Genomic DNA, 13,962 nt, shown 5'->3' on the forward strand with positions numbered 1-13,962 from the left:
CGGCGCGCCCGCTCAGGCTGCCGAGGGCTGCTCCTGCACCGCCGGCGATTCGCGCAGCCTGGCCACCCGCCGGTTGACGATCTGCGCGCCCAGCGCATACCTCAGGCGGGACACCCAGCTGGGTGCGCCCTCGTCGTGACTGAGCTCCTCGTAGAACTCGGCCGGGTCGTGGTAGGCGCCGTAGCTGTGCACCAGGTCGACCGGCTCGAACTGCTGGATGCAGTCGGCGGCGCCGTCCCACCGGGCCGGTGCGTCGTGCCGCAGCCCCCAGCCGCAGGTGAGGCCCTCCCGCTTGAGCCGCTGGCGCGCCTGCGCGAACATGGCGGGGTCGACCACGTAGCCGTCGGTGGCCACCCAAGCGCCCTCCAGCAGCACCTGGCCGATGGCATGGGCCATGGCGGGGGGGCCCTCGTTCAGGATGCCGTGCAGCAAGCGCGCCTGGATGCGCACGAACTGCAGCCGCGCCGGCAGGCCGGCGGCGCGGCACAGCGCGACGAACAGCACGCCCTTGGAATGGCAGTCGCCCCGGCGCGCGCGCAGCACGTCGCTGGCGCGCACGTGGCTCACGTCGGAAAAGGCGCCGAAGGGGATGCGGCGCACGAAGTCGTGCACGGCGACCGCGCGCTCGCGCGGCGTCCGCAGCATCTGCGTCAGCTTCAGCGCCGTGATGTGGATCTTGGGATGCGACAGGTCCAGCTGCGCCGTCTCGCGCAGCCAGCTGCGGGGCTTGCCTAGCTGGACGGACATGCCGCGATGCTCGTCCGGCGGCCCGCCGCTGTCAATACGGCCTTGCCGCAGGAGCCTGCGACCGTCAACAGGCTCAGCGCTCGTCGTAGCTGACCACCAGGCGGGGGGTCAGTGCGCGCGCCTGGCAGGTGAGCACGAAGCCCTGCTCGACTTCCCAGGCCTCCAGCGTGAAGTTGCGGTCCATCGCCACCTGGCCTTCCAGCACCTTGGCCCGGCAGGTGCAGCACACGCCGCCCTTGCAGGAATAAGGCAGGTCCAGGCCGGCCTCCAGCGCCGCATCCAGCACGTGGTCGGCCCGGCCCAGGGTCAGTTGATGGGTCTTGCCGTCCAGCACCACCTGCAACTGGGTGGAAGGCGCGCTCGTTCGCGCGGCTGACGCCGCCGGGCCGGCCGCGCCCACCGGCGTGGCGACGGCGCTGCCCGCGGAGAAGAAGCGCTCGCTGTGGATGCGCCCGGCCGGCACGCCGGCCGCCAGCAAGGCGCTCTGCACCGATTCGATCATGCCCTCGGGCCCGCACAGGAAGGCCTCGTCGATGGACGCGGCGGGCACCAGGGTGCGCAGCAGTTCGGCGGCCTTGGCCTGGTCCAGCCGTCCCTGCAGCAGCTGCACCTCCTGCGGCTGGCGCGAGAGCAGGTGCACCAGCGCCAGCCGGTCGGGGTGGCGGTCCTTCAGGTCGGCCAGTGCCTCGTTGAACATGATGGTGTTCACGCGCTGGTTGCCGTACACCAGGGTGAAGCGCGAATCCGGCTCGCGCGCCAGCGTGGTCGCGATGATGGACAGCAGCGGCGTGATGCCCGAACCGGCGGCGAAGCCCACGCGGTGGCGCGCGCCGGGCAGGCGCGGGCTGAAGCGGCCGTCGGGCGGCATCACGTCCACCGTCGCGCCCGGCACCAGGTGGCGCAGCGCCCAGCGCGAGAACAGGCCCCCTTCCACGGGCTTGATGCCGACCTCGATCTCGCCGCTGCGCTCATAGCGCTGGTGCGGGCTGCAGATCGAGTAGCTGCGCCGCACCTCCTGGCCGCCGATGATGGCACGCAGCGTGAGGAACTGGCCGGGGTGGAAGTCGAACGCCGCGCGCAGCGCCTCGGGCACGGCGAAGGTGACGGCGGCCGCGCCGGCCGCTTCGGGCGTGACGCGACGCACGGGCAGCGGGTGGAAGGTGGTGGCCATCGCGACGCGGGGTCAATAGGGTTTGAAGTGGTCGAAGGGCTCCAAACACGCCAGGCACTTGTACAGGGCCTTGCAGGCGGTGGAGCCGAAGTGCGAGACCTCGGTGGTGTCGCTGGAGCCGCAGCGCGGGCAGGGTACGGCGTCGGCCGCGCTCCGGCGCGGGGCCAGCCGCACGACGTTGGCCGATGGCGCCTGCGCATTAGGGGGCGCGATGCCGAAGGCGCGCAGCTTCTCGCGGGCGACCGGGGTGATCCAGTCCGTGGTCCAGGCCGGCGCCAGCCGCGTCACCACCGCCGCGTCCAGTCCTTGCGTGGCGAGCGCGGCACGCACGTCGTCCTCGATCTGGCCCATGGCGGGACAGCCGCTGTAGGTGGGGGTGATCACCACTTCCAGCGTGCCGTCCTCACGCTCGTTCACGCTGCGCAAGATGCCTAGCTCGGCAATGGTTACCACGGGGATTTCCGGGTCGGTCACCCCCTCCAGGGCCTGCCAGGCGCGTTCGGCCGGGCTGCAGATCGGGATCGCCATGGCCGCGAACGCCGCTACCACGTGGCGCCCGGGTGCGCCCGCGCCAGGCTCTGCATCTCGGCCAGCAGATAACCCAGGTGCTCGGAATGCTGGCCCTGCTTGCCACGCGGCACGTGGCCGCCCGGCGTGGGCCGGCGCAACGTGGCCTCGGCCAGCGCCTCGTCCACCGCGCGATCCCAGTCCGGTTGCAGCGATCGCGTGTCGACGCCCGTGCCGTCCGCCCCCGCCGCGGCTTCGTCGGGCGAGGCGATGAAGAACTCCTGCGTGTAGGGCAGCAGGTGGTCCAGCGCCGCCTGCATGCGCGCATGCGACTCGTCGGTGCCGTCGCCCAGGCGCACCAGCCAGTCGCGGGCATGGCGCAGGTGGTAGCGCACCTCCTTGAGCGACTTGGCAGCGATGGCCGCCAGCTGCGCATCGCGCGAGCCGGCCAGCGCGCCCCACAGCAGCACCATCAACTGGCTGTAGAGGAAGTTGCGGGCGATGGTGGTGGCGTAGTCGCGGTCGGCCGCGGCCGTGCCGGCCAGCGGGCCGTGGTGCGGCAGCTCCAGCAGCGTGCAGTTGCGAAACTGCTGCGCGTCGCGGAAGTAGGCCAGGGTGTCCTCGGTCGCCCCTTCACCCTGCACGGAGGCTGCATGCTGGTACAGCAGCCGCGCCTGGCCGATCAGGTCCAGGCTGATGTTGGTCAAGGCGATGTCCTCCTCCAGCACCGGCCCGTGGCCGCACCACTCGGCGTTGCGCTGGCCCAGCACCAGCGCGTTGTCGGCCAGGTGCAGCAGGTAGCCCACCGGCGCGTGCACGGCGGCGTCCATCACATGTGGCCCACTTCGGGCGGGATATCGTAGAAGGTGGGATGGCGGTAGATCTTGTCGCCGGCCGGCTCGAAGAACTCGGCCTTGTCCTCGGGCTCGCTGGCCGTGATCAGCGCCGAGGGCACGACCCAGAGGCTCACGCCTTCCTGGCGGCGGGTGTAGACGTCGCGCGCCATCTGCAGCGCCTGCTGCGCGTCGGCCGCGTGCAGGCTGCCGCAGTGCTTGTGCTCCAGGCCCTGTTTGCTGCGGACAAAAACTTCCCAGAGCGGCCATTCCTTGCGCGGATCGCTCATGCCGCCTCCTTCATCGCCCGCGAGCGCTGCTTGCGCGCATGCGCCAGCGCGGCCTCGCGCACCCAGCGTCCGTCCTCGTGCGCCTTGACCCGGGTGGCCAGGCGCTCCTTGTTGCACGGGCCGTTGCCGTTGACCACGGCCCAGAAGTCGTCCCAGTCGATGGCGCCAAAGGCGTGCTGCTGGCGCTCCTCGTTCCACTGGAGCTCCGGGTCGGGCAGGGTGACGCCCAAGATTTGCGCCTGCGGCACCGTGGCGTCAACGAACTTCTGGCGCAGTTCGTCGTTGCTGATGCGCTTGATGCCCCAGCGCATGCCCTGCGCGCTGTTGGGGCTGTCGGCGTCGGGCGGGCCGAACATGGCCAGCACCGGCCACCACCAGCGGTTGACGGCATCCTGCACCATCTCGCGCTGCGCCGGCGTGCCCTTCATCAGCGTCATCAGGCTCTCGAAGCCCTGGCGCTGGTGGAAGCTTTCCTCCTTGCAGATGCGGATCATCGCCCGCGCGTAGGGGCCGTACGAGCAGCGGCAGATCGGCACCTGGTTCATGATGGCCGCGCCGTCCACCAGCCAGCCGATCACGCCCACGTCGGCCCAGGTCAGGGTGGGGTAGTTGAAGATGGAGCTGTACTTGGCCTTGCCCGAATGCAGGGCGTCCAGCATCTGGTCGCGGCTGGTGCCCAGGGTCTCGGCCGCGCTGTATAGGTACAAGCCATGGCCGCCCTCGTCCTGCACTTTGGCCAGCAGGATGGCCTTGCGCTTGAGCGAGGGCGCGCGCGAGATCCAGTTGCCCTCGGGCAGCATGCCGACGATCTCGCTGTGCGCATGCTGGCTGATCTGGCGCACCAGGGTCTTGCGGTAGGCCTCGGGCATCCAGTCCTGCGGCTCGATCTTGCCTTGGGCATCGATCCTGGCGTCGAAACGCGATTGCAGCTCGGCAGTGTGAGCATCCGCTCGCGGCGACACGGGCTGCAGGGCTCGCTGCGACGGATCGGGAAGGTCCAGGGCTTGCGTGTACATGCCCGAAGTATAGTCATTCACCGACCGGCCGGTCGGTGAATTAGGAGCCACTGTCAGCCAGCGGATTCCAGCGCCTGCGCCTGTCCCCGCCCACGGCCGAGCACAGCCAGCAGCTGGGGCAGGGCGGCCGCCAGGGCCGGCTTGAGCGTGTGCGGCGGGTTCACCACGAACATGCCGCTGGCCGCCAGGCCGGGGCGGCGCACCTCGCCGGGCTCCGGCTGCTTGTCCTCGCGCTGGCCGATGGCCAGGCTGGCGTGCAGCCAGGGCTTGCCGGCCTGGTTGGCGACGGTCTTCAGCCGCCGCGGCAGCTCGTGCGCCTCGGGGCGGGGGATGAGGGGGTACCAGATCGCGTAGGTGCCGGTGGCGAAGCGCTTGAGGCTGTCCTGCAGGCAGGCGCTCACTTTGGCGTAGTCGCTCTTGATCTCGTAGCTGGGATCGATCAGCACCAGGGCGCGGCGCGACGGGGGCGGCAGCAGCGCCTTGAGCGCCTCGAAGCCGTCCTGCCGCGCCACGCTGATCTGGCGCCCCGCCTGCAGCTGGGCGACGTTGGCCGCCAGCGACTTGCTATCGGTGGGGTGCAGCTCGAACAGCTTGAGCTTGTCGCGCGCCTCGGCGCGCAGGAACTGCTGGGCGACGAAAGGCGAGCCGGGATAGATCCTGAGCAGCCCGTCCGGGTTCAGGCCCGCCACCAGGTCCAGGTAGTCCTGGACCGCGGGTGCTATGTCTTCAATGGCACCCGCTGCTTCTCCTGCGGGGGCCAGGGCCGAGAACAGCTTGAAAACGCCGTCCTGGGCCTCGCCCGAGGTGCCGGCATAGTCGCCGTCCAGCCGGTACAGCCCGGCGCCGGCATGGGTGTCGATCACCGTCAGCGGCGTGGGCTTGCGGGTCAGGTGCCGCAGGAGGGCGATCAGCACCGTGTGCTTGAGCACGTCGGCGTGGTTGCCGGCGTGGAAGGCGTGGCGGTAGCTGAACATCCGGCCATCCTAACCCGCCGCAACCGCCAGGATTGGGCCCATGGCCGGTTCATCCTATAATCGTGGGCTCTGCAGCGCCTTGAACCCCGCGGCAGATAACGGCAGGCTTGCCGCCTGCCGCCATCTCCTACCTAAGAGGTCTCCACCCAGAGAGACACCGACCGTGGAAAAGGGTTCTCTCAAGCCACTACCTCGAAAGAGACTCATGAAAACGTTCAGCGCGAAACCCGCTGACGTGACGCACGAGTGGTTTGTGATTGACGCCACCGACAAGGTGCTCGGTCGGGTTGCCAGCGAAGCAGCCCTCCGTTTGCGCGGCAAGCACAAGGCCATCTACACGCCTCACGTCGACACCGGCGACTTCATTGTCGTCGTCAATGCCTCCAAGCTCCGGGTCACCGGCGCCAAGGAACTCGACAAGAAGTACTACCGCCACTCCGGCTTCCCCGGTGGCATCCGCGAAACCAACTTCCGCGACATGCAGGCCAGGCACCCGGGCCGCGCGCTCGAGAAGGCCGTCAAGGGCATGCTGCCCAAAGGTCCGCTCGGCTACGCCATGATCAAGAAGCTCAAGGTCTACGGCGGCGCGGAGCACCCGCACACCGCCCAGCAACCCAAGCCGCTGGAAATCTGAGGAGCCCGCAATGATTGGTGAATGGAACAACGGCACCGGCCGCCGCAAGAGCAGCGTGGCCCGTGTCTTCCTGAAGAAGGGCTCCGGCAAGATCACGGTCAACGGCAAGGACATCGAGCAGTTCTTCGGCCGCCAGACCTCGATCATGATCGTCAAGCAGCCGCTCTTCTTGACCAACCATGTCGAAACCTTCGACATCCAGGTCAACGTGCACGGCGGCGGCGAGTCCGGCCAGGCCGGGGCGGCGCGCCACGGCATCACCCGGGCGCTGATCGACTACGACGCGGCCCTCAAGCCGGCGCTCAGCCAGGCCGGCTTCGTCACCCGCGACGCCCGCGAGGTGGAGCGCAAGAAGGTGGGCCTGCATTCCGCCCGCCGCCGCAAGCAGTTCAGCAAGCGCTAAGCCCCCAAGCGCAAGGCGCCAAAACAACGGTTTTGGCACCGCGTTACAAGCCGCAAGGGTCCGCCCGTGCGGCTTCGTGCTTTCTGGCGGCATCATTCGAGCTCATGCGTTTCAAGCTGCTTCGACGCCGCCTCACCATCAGCGCTCCGCGCGTGGCCGTGCGCAGCGCGATGCCGTGGCCGCTGCGCTGGGCCGCCGCCGCCATCGTGCTGGGCTTTTGCGGCGCCATCAGCCTGTGGGCCTTCGAGATCGGCCGGAACATCGCCGGCTTGGACACCGCCGCCGAGCGGGAGCTGTTGCGCCTGCGCAAGGAAGTGGTCGAGCTGCGCGAGGAGCGCGAGCGCATCCAGTCCGAGCTCAACACCTCGGGCAGCCGCATCACCACGGAAAAAGCCGCGCAGGAGCGGCTGACCGCCCAGATCCGCGTGCTGGAAGCCGAGAACCGGGCCTTGCGCGACGACCTGGGCTTCTTCGAAAAGCTCATCCCGACCGCCAGCGCCGAGGCCGTAGCCATCCGCGGACTGCAGGCCGAAGTGCTGGCGGGCAGCCAGCTGCGCTGGCAGGTGCTGGTGCTGCAGCCGGTGAAGAACGCGCCCGAATTCCACGGCCGCCTGGAGCTCAGCATTGCCGGCACCCAGGACGGCCGTCCCTGGACCATGCAGCTGCCCGGCGGTGCGCAACCGCTGAGCTTTCGCCAGTACCGGCGGATCGAGGGAATGGTCGATCTGCCGGCCAACGCCGTGGTACAAAACGTATCCGCCAGGGTGGTGGAGGGCAATGCCACCCGGGCCATGCAAAGCATTCCGCTGTAGAGCAAGCGACACCGAGGAGAAAGACCATGTTCGGCAAGAAAGCGCAACCCCCGATCAAGAGCCTGATCGCCCAGGGCAGCCGCATCGAAGGCAGCCTGAAATTCAGCGAGGGCCTGCGCATCGACGGCGAGGTCGTGGGCGACATGCGGGCCGACCCGGAGCAGCCCAGCCTGCTGGTCATCTCCGAGCAGGCCGTGGTGGCGGGAGAGATCCACGCCGACCATGTCATCGTCAACGGTACGGTGCGCGGCCCCATCCATGCGCGCGAGCTGCTGGAGCTGCAGCCGCGGGCCCGCATCGAGGGCGACGTGTCCTACCGCTCCCTGGAAATGCACCAGGGCGCCACCATCTCCGGGCAGTTGCGGCCCATGCTGGTGGAGGCCGAGGAAGAAAAGCCCTTACTGAAGCTGGCGGCAAACAACCAGTGAGCCGGCCCCGCCCCGGCATTGCCCTAGCATGGCGGGTAGAGTTGAAAAGGATCCTTTCATGAGCGCAGTCGCCGAGAACCTCCAGACCGAAATGCCCGCCCCGCTGATCTTCACGGACAGCGCCGCGGCCAAGGTGGCCGACCTCATCGCCGAGGAGGGCAACCCCGACCTGAAGCTGCGCGTCTTCGTGCAGGGTGGCGGCTGCTCCGGCTTCCAGTACGGCTTCACCTTCGACGAGATCGCCAACGAGGACGACACCGTCATGAGCAAGAACGGCGTCTCGCTGCTGATCGACGCCATGAGCTACCAGTACCTCGTGGGCGCGGAGATCGACTACAAGGAAGACCTGCAGGGCGCGCAGTTCGTGATCAAGAACCCGAACGCCAGCACCACCTGCGGCTGCGGCTCCAGCTTCTCTGTCTAAGCGGGGTACACCGCACCCAGCACACGGGCGCCCAGGGCGCCCGTGGTGCTTGTGAGGGGCAGCTTTTCGCCGCGCAGGCACTGCCGCGCCAGCCAGGCGAAGGCGGTCGCTTCCACCTGCTGCGGCGGCAGGCCGGCCTCGGCGCTGGACAGCACCCGTGCCTGGGGCAGCAGCGCCTGCAGGTGGCGCATCAGATGCCCGTTGAGCGCTCCGCCGCCGCAGACGTACAGCTTGTGCAGGCCGGGGGCGTGGCGCCGCACGTCGTCGGCGCAGCTGCAGGCCGTCAGCTCGGCCAGCGTGGCCTGTACATCGGCAGCGGCCAGGCCCGCGAAGCCGGCCGCCAGCCGCCGGTCCAGCCAATCCATGTTGAACAGGTCGCGGCCGGTGCTCTTGGGCGGCACCTCGCCGAAGTAGGGCTCGGCCAGCAGGGCCGCCAGCAAGCCGGGTTGCATCCGGCCGGACGCCGCCCAGGCACCGTCGGCGTCGAAGGGCTGGCCGCGGTGGCGGGCGCACCAGCCGTCCATCAGGCCGTTGGCGGGGCCGCAGTCGAAGCCCAGCATGTCGCCCTGCGGCCGCAGCACGGTCAGGTTGGCGATGCCGCCCAGGTTGAGCACGCCCACGGTCTGGGCGTCGTCGCCGAACCATCCCCGGTGGAAAAAGGGTGCCAGTGGCGCGCCCTGGCCGCCCGCCGCCACGTCGCGGCTGCGGAAATCGGCCACCACGGCGATGCCCGTGAGCTCGGCCAGCAGGGCGGGCTGGCACAGCTGCAGCGTGTAGCCGGTGCCGTCGAATTCGCGCGGGCGGTGCCGCACCGTCTGGCCGTGGGCGCCGATCGCGGCCACCGAACGGGCCTCCGTCCGGGTGGCGGCGAGCAGCTGGCCGGCCACCTGCGCATAGACGCGCATCAGGCCGTTGCCGGCCAGCGCGGCCCGGTGCAGCTCGTTGTCGCCCGGGGTGTTCAGCGCCAGCAGCTCGGCGCGCAGCGCCGGCGCGAAGTCGCCGCCGGCATGGGCCAGCACCTGCGGCCGGCCGGAAGAGAAATCGGCCAGCACGCCATCGACACCGTCGATGGAGGTGCCGGACATGAGGCCGATGTAGAGATCCTGCATGATGGGACGCACAGGATGGGGGGGAGGTGCTTTTACTCGGCGCTGGCCATCAGCGACGAGGCGGCCGCAGCCGCCAGCTGCATGCGCATGGAGCGCGCCACGCGCTCGAAGGCCGGGCGCGCGCCGGCCGACAGCTCGCGGCTGGGCCTCTCGCGGGCCACCTGCAGCGGATTGCGGTGCTGGCCGTTGACGCGGAACTCGAAATGCAGGTGCGGGCCGGTGGCCCAGCCGGTGGCGCCGACCGCACCCAGGCGCTGGCCCTGGGTGACCGCCTGGCCGCGCCGCACGTCGATGCGGCTGAGGTGGGCGTACAAGGTGGTGTCCACGTGGTTGTGCCGGACCGTGACCACGTTGCCGAAGCCGTTCTGCACGCCGGCGAACTCGACGACGCCGTCGCCCACCACCCGCACCGGCGTGCCGGTGGGCGCGCCATAGTCCACGCCCAGATGCGCGCGCCAGCGCTGCAGGACGGGATGGAAGCGCATGGCGAAGCCGCTGGTCACGCGCGAGAACTCCATGGGCGAGGCCAGGTAGGCGCTGGCCAGGCTCTTGCCCTCCAGCGTGTAGTAGCCGCCCTTCTGGCCCGGCTCCTGGAACCACATGGCGGTGTAGGTCCTGCCGTTGTTGACGAACTCCAGCGACAGCACGCGGCCGGTGCGCATCGGCTCCCCGTCGGCCTCCAGCGTCTCGTACACGACGCTGAAGCGGTCGCCGCGGCGCAGGCCGCGGTGGAAGTCGATGCTGCTGGACAGGACATCGGCCACCTGGACCGCCACCTCGTCGGGGATGCGGGCTTCGTCCACGGCGGCGAACAGCGAGCTGCGGATGGTGCCGCTGCCCAGGCGGGCCGAGGCGGTCAGCGGCGCGGTCTCGATGCGCGACACGAAGGTGCCGCCGGCCACGCGCTGGATCACCAGGCGCCTGAACTGGCCGTCGTCCTCGGGCGCCCAGCGCGCGGTGAGCCGGTCCAGGCCATGCTGGTCGTTCGCTTCCACCGTGACCGTGCGGCCGACACGTCCCAGCAGCTGGGTGCGGAACACGTCGTCGTGGCGCAGGTAGGCGGCGGCGGCCGGATCGCTCACGCCCAATCGAGCGAGCAGGGTGTCGACGGTGTCGGTGGGCCGCACGACTTCGGAGCGGAACAGTCGCAGGTTATGAACGTCCAGCGCCTCGACCTGCGGTTCCAGCGGCAGGGGCTGCACCGCCTCCACCACCTCGCGCACCGGCATCTCCGCGGGGTCCGGGCCGAACGAGGCCACGGCGAAAGCACCGCCACCGCCCCCCAGCAGCAAGGCCGCGACCAGGGCGGTGAGCTTGCGCGGATGATGTTCAAGCACCTGCAAGGCGCGTAAGGCGAAAGCCTGGCTGGCGGTGAACAATGGGATCTTCAATTCGTGGGTCCTTGTGTCAGCGGGAACAATCCGTTTCGCCCCGTGCCCGAGGCTCCCGGCGTGACAAGCCGACACAAAAGCACCAAATGTGCCCGGAACTAGAATCGGCCGTCCCAAAAAGCTGGAGCGAGTATAGCCACGGCTCAAGCTCGGCAGCAGGTAAACCCGTTATGAATCAGCCCGTTACAAAAGAAACTTTCCAAGTTACTGAAGAGGTGAAAAGGGCCCTGGCGGTGAGCTTGCGGGGGTGCGAAGAGCTGCTGCCTCAGCAGGATTGGTTACAAAAATTGGCGCGCTCGGCGAGTACGGGCGTGCCTCTGCGCATCAAGCTGGGCCTGGATCCCACGGCGCCTGACATTCATGTCGGACATACCGTGGTGCTGAACAAGATGCGCCAGCTGCAGGACCTGGGCCACACGGTCATTTTCCTGATCGGCGACTTCACCTCCATGATCGGCGACCCGTCGGGCCGCAACACCACCCGCCCGCCACTCACGGCTGAGCAGATCAAGGCCAATGCCGAGACCTACTACCGCCAGGCCAGCCTGGTGCTGGACCCGGCCCGCACGGAGATCCGCTACAACAGCGAGTGGAGCGACCCGCTGGGCGCGCGCGGCATGATCGAGCTGGCGGCCAGGTACACGGTGGCCCGCATGATGGAGCGCGACGATTTCCACAAGCGCTTCACGGAAGGGCGCCCGATCTCCATCCACGAGTTCCTCTACCCGCTGATGCAGGGCTACGACTCGGTGGCGCTGCGCAGCGACCTGGAGCTGGGCGGCACAGACCAGAAGTTCAACCTGCTGATGGGCCGCCACCTGCAGCAGGAATACGGGCAGGAGCCGCAGTGCATCCTGACCATGCCGCTGCTGGAAGGGCTGGACGGCGTGGAGAAGATGTCCAAGAGCAAGAACAACTACATCGGCATCAGCGAGGATCCCAACACCATGTTCGCCAAGGTGATGTCCATCTCCGACACGCTGATGTGGCGCTGGTACCTGCTGCTGAGCTTCCGCAGCGAGGCGGAGATCGCCGCGTTGAAGCAGGAGGTCGACGCCGGCCGCAATCCGCGCGACGCCAAGGTGCTGCTGGCCAAGGAGATCACCGCCCGCTTCCACAGCGCCGCGGCGGCCGACGCGGCCGAGCAGGACTTCGTCAATCGCAGCAAGGGCGGCGTGCCCGACGACATCCCCGAGGTTTCGCTGGCCGGTGCGCCCCTGGGCATCGCGGCGCTGCTCAAACAGGCCGGGCTCGCGCCCTCCAGCTCGGAGGCGAATCGCCTGATCGAGGGCGGGGGCGTGCGCGTCGATGGCTCCGTGGTCAGCGACAAGGGGCTCAGGCTCGGCGCCGGCACCTACGTGGTGCAGGTCGGCAAGCGCAAGTTCGCGCGCGTCGCGCTGGCCTGAGCGTAGTGCTGGCTGCCGCCCGCACCCCGGCGCCCGAGACGCTGCTGCGCGCCTCGGTGGCCGTGGCGCTGGCCACCATCGCGCTCAAGACCCTGGCCTGGTGGCTCACGTCGTCGGTCGGCCTGCTGTCCGATGCCATGGAGTCGCTGGTCAACCTGGCCGGCGCGCTGTTCGGGCTGCTGATGGTGCGCATCGCCAGCCAGCCAGCCGACCCGGAGCATCCCTATGGCCACCACAAGGCCGAGTATTTCTCCTCCGGTTTCGAGGGCCTGCTGATCCTGGTGGCTGCGCTGGCCATCCTCTGGGCGGCCGTGGGGCGCCTGCTGGCGCCCCGGCCGCTGGAGCAGATCGGCCTGGGCATGGCCCTGTCGGTGCTGAGCTCGGCGCTCAACGGCGCGCTGGCCTGGGCCATGCTGCGCTCGGCCCGCGCGCACCGCTCCATGGCGCTGGAAGGCGGGGCGCGCCACCTGCTCACCGACGTGTGGACCTCGGCCGGCGTGCTGGCGGGCGTGGCGCTGGTCGCCGCCACCGGCTGGGGCTGGCTGGACCCGGTCATCGCCGTCGCGGTGGCGCTCAACATCCTGCGCGAGGGAGCTCGGCTGGTGTGGAAGTCCGCCCAGGGCCTGATGGACCAGCGTGTCGACTCGGCCTCGCTGGCCGCCATCGAGCAGACCCTGGAGGGGCTGCGTCGTCCCGGCATCCGGTTCGACCACGTCATCACGCGCCGCTCCGGGCGCCGGCGCTTCCTGGACATGCACATGCATGTGCCGGGCAGCTGGACGCTGCAGCGGGCCGCCGCCCAGCGCGCCCGGGTCGAGGAAGGGCTGCGGGCGGCGGTGCCCGGCCTGCATGCCACGATCCAGCTGCTGCCCACCGACGTGGAGGCGCAGCTGACCGGGCAAGACGAGGACTTGGACGAGGGGAGCGCGGCTTGATCGGCCTGGTGCAGCGCGTGCGCGAGGCCCGGGTCGAGGTGGACGGCCGCACGGTGGGCGCGATCGGGCCCGGCCTGCTGGTGCTGCTGTGCGCCGAGCGCGGCGACGGCCCGGCCCAGGCCGACCGGCTGCTGGCCAAGCTGCTCAAGCTGCGCATCTTCGCGGACCAGGCCGGCAGGATGAACCGCAGCCTGCAGGACATGGGCGGCGGCCTGCTGGTGGTCAGCCAGTTCACGCTGGCGGCGGACACCTCCGGCGGCAACCGGCCCAGCTTCACGGCCGCCGCCGCGCCCGAGGAGGGCCGGCGCCTTTACGACTATTTCCTGGCCCAGGCCCGGGCGGCCCATCCGCAGGTGGCCAGCGGCGAGTTCGGCGCCGACATGCAGGTGCACCTGGTGGGCGACGGTCCGGTGACCATCCCCATCCGCATTCAGTAGGGATTGGGGTAGCCCAGGGCGCCCAGCAGCAGGATCTCGGCGGCCTCCATCTCCAGCGCCTGGCGCTGGCCGCCCTCGTGGTCGTAGCCCTGGGCATGCAGCGTCCCGTGCACCAGCAGGTGCGCGTAGTGCGCCTCCAGCGTCTTGCGCTGCCCGCGTGCCTCGCGCTCGACCACCGGGCCGCACAGCACCAGGTCGCACAGCACCACCGGCTCGCGCGCGTAGTCGAAGGTCAGCACGTTGGTGGCGTAGTCGCGGCCGCGGAACCGCAGGTTGAGCTCGCGGCCCTCGTCCTCGCCGACGATGCGCACCGCCATCTCGGCCGGCCGCCGCAGCGCGTGGCCGATCCAGCGCAGCACGCGCTCACGGCGCAGCACGGCACGGTGCGCGGCCACGCCGGGGAAGGCGCCGAACTGCAGCGTCAGCTCGGGTTGCTCCGCCGCGC

The 13,962-nt window shown here is 69.8% G+C and carries 18 protein-coding genes; 8 read left to right on the top strand and 10 right to left on the bottom strand.

Annotated elements, in window-relative coordinates; genetic code table 11:
- Positions 1 to 12: 12 nt before the first annotated feature.
- From RTA_RS03555 to RTA_RS03585, 7 genes are all read right to left on the bottom strand, one after another.
- A complete protein-coding gene (locus RTA_RS03555; RefSeq protein WP_013900007.1) occupies positions 13 to 747 on the bottom strand; it encodes a transglutaminase-like domain-containing protein in 735 nt (244 codons plus the stop codon).
- A gap of 73 nt (positions 748 to 820) precedes the next feature.
- Positions 821 to 1,918: a 1,2-phenylacetyl-CoA epoxidase subunit PaaE gene (paaE, locus tag RTA_RS03560; protein WP_013900008.1), complete on the bottom strand. Its 1,098-nt coding sequence runs from the start codon at positions 1,916 to 1,918 to the stop codon at positions 821 to 823.
- A 12-nt stretch (positions 1,919 to 1,930) separates the two neighbouring features.
- The gene (gene paaD / locus RTA_RS03565) at positions 1,931 to 2,446 is read right to left on the bottom strand and encodes a 1,2-phenylacetyl-CoA epoxidase subunit PaaD (RefSeq protein WP_013900009.1); all 516 of its coding nucleotides are present in this window, start codon (positions 2,444 to 2,446) and stop codon (positions 1,931 to 1,933) included.
- Positions 2,447 to 2,460: 14 nt separating this feature from the next.
- Positions 2,461 to 3,255 (bottom strand): 1,2-phenylacetyl-CoA epoxidase subunit PaaC, encoded by a 795-nt coding sequence (gene paaC / locus RTA_RS03570; RefSeq protein ID WP_013900010.1) that lies wholly within the window; start codon positions 3,253 to 3,255, stop codon positions 2,461 to 2,463.
- A complete protein-coding gene (paaB, locus tag RTA_RS03575) occupies positions 3,255 to 3,548 on the bottom strand; it encodes a 1,2-phenylacetyl-CoA epoxidase subunit PaaB (RefSeq protein WP_013900011.1) in 294 nt (97 codons plus the stop codon). The genes paaC and paaB overlap by 1 nt, the downstream gene beginning before the upstream one ends.
- Entirely contained in the window at positions 3,545 to 4,564 is a 1,020-nt protein-coding gene (gene paaA, locus RTA_RS03580; protein ID WP_041675014.1) for a 1,2-phenylacetyl-CoA epoxidase subunit PaaA, read from the bottom strand. Before paaA ends, paaB begins: the two co-directional genes overlap by 4 nt.
- Before the next feature lie 53 nt (positions 4,565 to 4,617).
- A complete protein-coding gene (locus tag RTA_RS03585) occupies positions 4,618 to 5,538 on the bottom strand; it encodes a 23S rRNA (adenine(2030)-N(6))-methyltransferase RlmJ (RefSeq protein WP_013900013.1) in 921 nt (306 codons plus the stop codon).
- Between the two features lie 205 nt (positions 5,539 to 5,743).
- Here RTA_RS03585 and rplM point away from each other — a divergent pair, with 205 nt between their 5' ends.
- From rplM to erpA, 5 genes are all read left to right on the top strand, one after another.
- On the top strand, positions 5,744 to 6,172 hold the full coding sequence (gene rplM, locus RTA_RS03590) for a 50S ribosomal protein L13 (protein ID WP_013900014.1): 429 nt from the start codon (positions 5,744 to 5,746) through the stop codon (positions 6,170 to 6,172).
- Positions 6,173 to 6,182: 10 nt separating this feature from the next.
- Positions 6,183 to 6,575, top strand: coding sequence for a 30S ribosomal protein S9 (rpsI, locus tag RTA_RS03595; RefSeq protein ID WP_013900015.1), 393 nt, complete (start codon positions 6,183 to 6,185; stop codon positions 6,573 to 6,575).
- A gap of 104 nt (positions 6,576 to 6,679) precedes the next feature.
- On the top strand, positions 6,680 to 7,387 hold the full coding sequence (locus RTA_RS03600; RefSeq protein ID WP_013900016.1) for a DUF6776 family protein: 708 nt from the start codon (positions 6,680 to 6,682) through the stop codon (positions 7,385 to 7,387).
- Between the two features lie 26 nt (positions 7,388 to 7,413).
- The gene (locus tag RTA_RS03605) at positions 7,414 to 7,815 is read left to right on the top strand and encodes a bactofilin family protein (protein WP_013900017.1); all 402 of its coding nucleotides are present in this window, start codon (positions 7,414 to 7,416) and stop codon (positions 7,813 to 7,815) included.
- A gap of 58 nt (positions 7,816 to 7,873) precedes the next feature.
- A complete protein-coding gene (gene erpA / locus RTA_RS03610; RefSeq protein ID WP_013900018.1) occupies positions 7,874 to 8,239 on the top strand; it encodes an iron-sulfur cluster insertion protein ErpA in 366 nt (121 codons plus the stop codon).
- Here erpA and RTA_RS03615 read toward each other — a convergent pair.
- Positions 8,236 to 9,351 carry an anhydro-N-acetylmuramic acid kinase gene (locus RTA_RS03615; protein WP_193384818.1) on the bottom strand — a complete coding sequence of 372 codons (1,116 nt, stop codon included), beginning with the start codon at positions 9,349 to 9,351 and terminating at the stop codon, positions 8,236 to 8,238. The two genes, erpA and RTA_RS03615, sit on opposite strands and share 4 nt — an antisense overlap.
- A 29-nt stretch (positions 9,352 to 9,380) precedes the next feature.
- Positions 9,381 to 10,739: a M23 family metallopeptidase gene (locus RTA_RS03620; protein ID WP_013900020.1), complete on the bottom strand. Its 1,359-nt coding sequence runs from the start codon at positions 10,737 to 10,739 to the stop codon at positions 9,381 to 9,383.
- 170 nt (positions 10,740 to 10,909) lie between these two features.
- Between RTA_RS03620 and tyrS the strand changes: the two genes are divergently transcribed.
- Genes tyrS through dtd form a run of 3 tightly spaced genes read left to right on the top strand, consistent with a single transcriptional unit; the run spans position 10,910 to position 13,517 of the window.
- Positions 10,910 to 12,145 (top strand): tyrosine--tRNA ligase, encoded by a 1,236-nt coding sequence (tyrS, locus tag RTA_RS03625; protein ID WP_041675015.1) that lies wholly within the window; start codon positions 10,910 to 10,912, stop codon positions 12,143 to 12,145.
- Between the two features lie 5 nt (positions 12,146 to 12,150).
- Complete coding sequence (locus tag RTA_RS03630) at positions 12,151 to 13,080, top strand: cation diffusion facilitator family transporter (protein WP_013900022.1); 930 nt, start codon at positions 12,151 to 12,153, stop codon at positions 13,078 to 13,080.
- Positions 13,077 to 13,517 carry a D-aminoacyl-tRNA deacylase gene (dtd, locus tag RTA_RS03635; protein WP_013900023.1) on the top strand — a complete coding sequence of 147 codons (441 nt, stop codon included), beginning with the start codon at positions 13,077 to 13,079 and terminating at the stop codon, positions 13,515 to 13,517. The genes RTA_RS03630 and dtd overlap by 4 nt, the downstream gene beginning before the upstream one ends.
- Here dtd and ybeY read toward each other — a convergent pair.
- The gene (ybeY, locus tag RTA_RS03640; protein WP_013900024.1) at positions 13,511 to 13,912 is read right to left on the bottom strand and encodes an rRNA maturation RNase YbeY; all 402 of its coding nucleotides are present in this window, start codon (positions 13,910 to 13,912) and stop codon (positions 13,511 to 13,513) included. The genes dtd and ybeY overlap by 7 nt on opposite strands.
- Between the last annotated feature and the right edge of the window lie 50 nt (positions 13,913 to 13,962).

It is taken from the genome of Ramlibacter tataouinensis TTB310, from assembly GCF_000215705.1.
Lineage (GTDB): Bacteria > Pseudomonadota > Gammaproteobacteria > Burkholderiales > Burkholderiaceae_C > Ramlibacter > Ramlibacter tataouinensis.

Coding starts and splice junctions, on each gene's coding strand:
- RTA_RS03555 (WP_013900007.1), bottom strand. CDS start 747: ATGTCCGTCCAGCTAGGCAAGCCCCGCAGCTGGCTGCGCGAGACGGCG.
- paaE (WP_013900008.1), bottom strand. CDS start 1,918: ATGGCCACCACCTTCCACCCGCTGCCCGTGCGTCGCGTCACGCCCGAA.
- paaD (WP_013900009.1), bottom strand. CDS start 2,446: ATGGCGATCCCGATCTGCAGCCCGGCCGAACGCGCCTGGCAGGCCCTG.
- paaC (WP_013900010.1), bottom strand. CDS start 3,255: ATGGACGCCGCCGTGCACGCGCCGGTGGGCTACCTGCTGCACCTGGCC.
- paaB (WP_013900011.1), bottom strand. CDS start 3,548: ATGAGCGATCCGCGCAAGGAATGGCCGCTCTGGGAAGTTTTTGTCCGC.
- paaA (WP_041675014.1), bottom strand. CDS start 4,564: ATGTACACGCAAGCCCTGGACCTTCCCGATCCGTCGCAGCGAGCCCTG.
- RTA_RS03585 (WP_013900013.1), bottom strand. CDS start 5,538: ATGTTCAGCTACCGCCACGCCTTCCACGCCGGCAACCACGCCGACGTG.
- rplM (WP_013900014.1), top strand. CDS start 5,744: ATGAAAACGTTCAGCGCGAAACCCGCTGACGTGACGCACGAGTGGTTT.
- rpsI (WP_013900015.1), top strand. CDS start 6,183: ATGATTGGTGAATGGAACAACGGCACCGGCCGCCGCAAGAGCAGCGTG.
- RTA_RS03600 (WP_013900016.1), top strand. CDS start 6,680: ATGCGTTTCAAGCTGCTTCGACGCCGCCTCACCATCAGCGCTCCGCGC.
- RTA_RS03605 (WP_013900017.1), top strand. CDS start 7,414: ATGTTCGGCAAGAAAGCGCAACCCCCGATCAAGAGCCTGATCGCCCAG.
- erpA (WP_013900018.1), top strand. CDS start 7,874: ATGAGCGCAGTCGCCGAGAACCTCCAGACCGAAATGCCCGCCCCGCTG.
- tyrS (WP_041675015.1), top strand. CDS start 10,910: ATGAATCAGCCCGTTACAAAAGAAACTTTCCAAGTTACTGAAGAGGTG.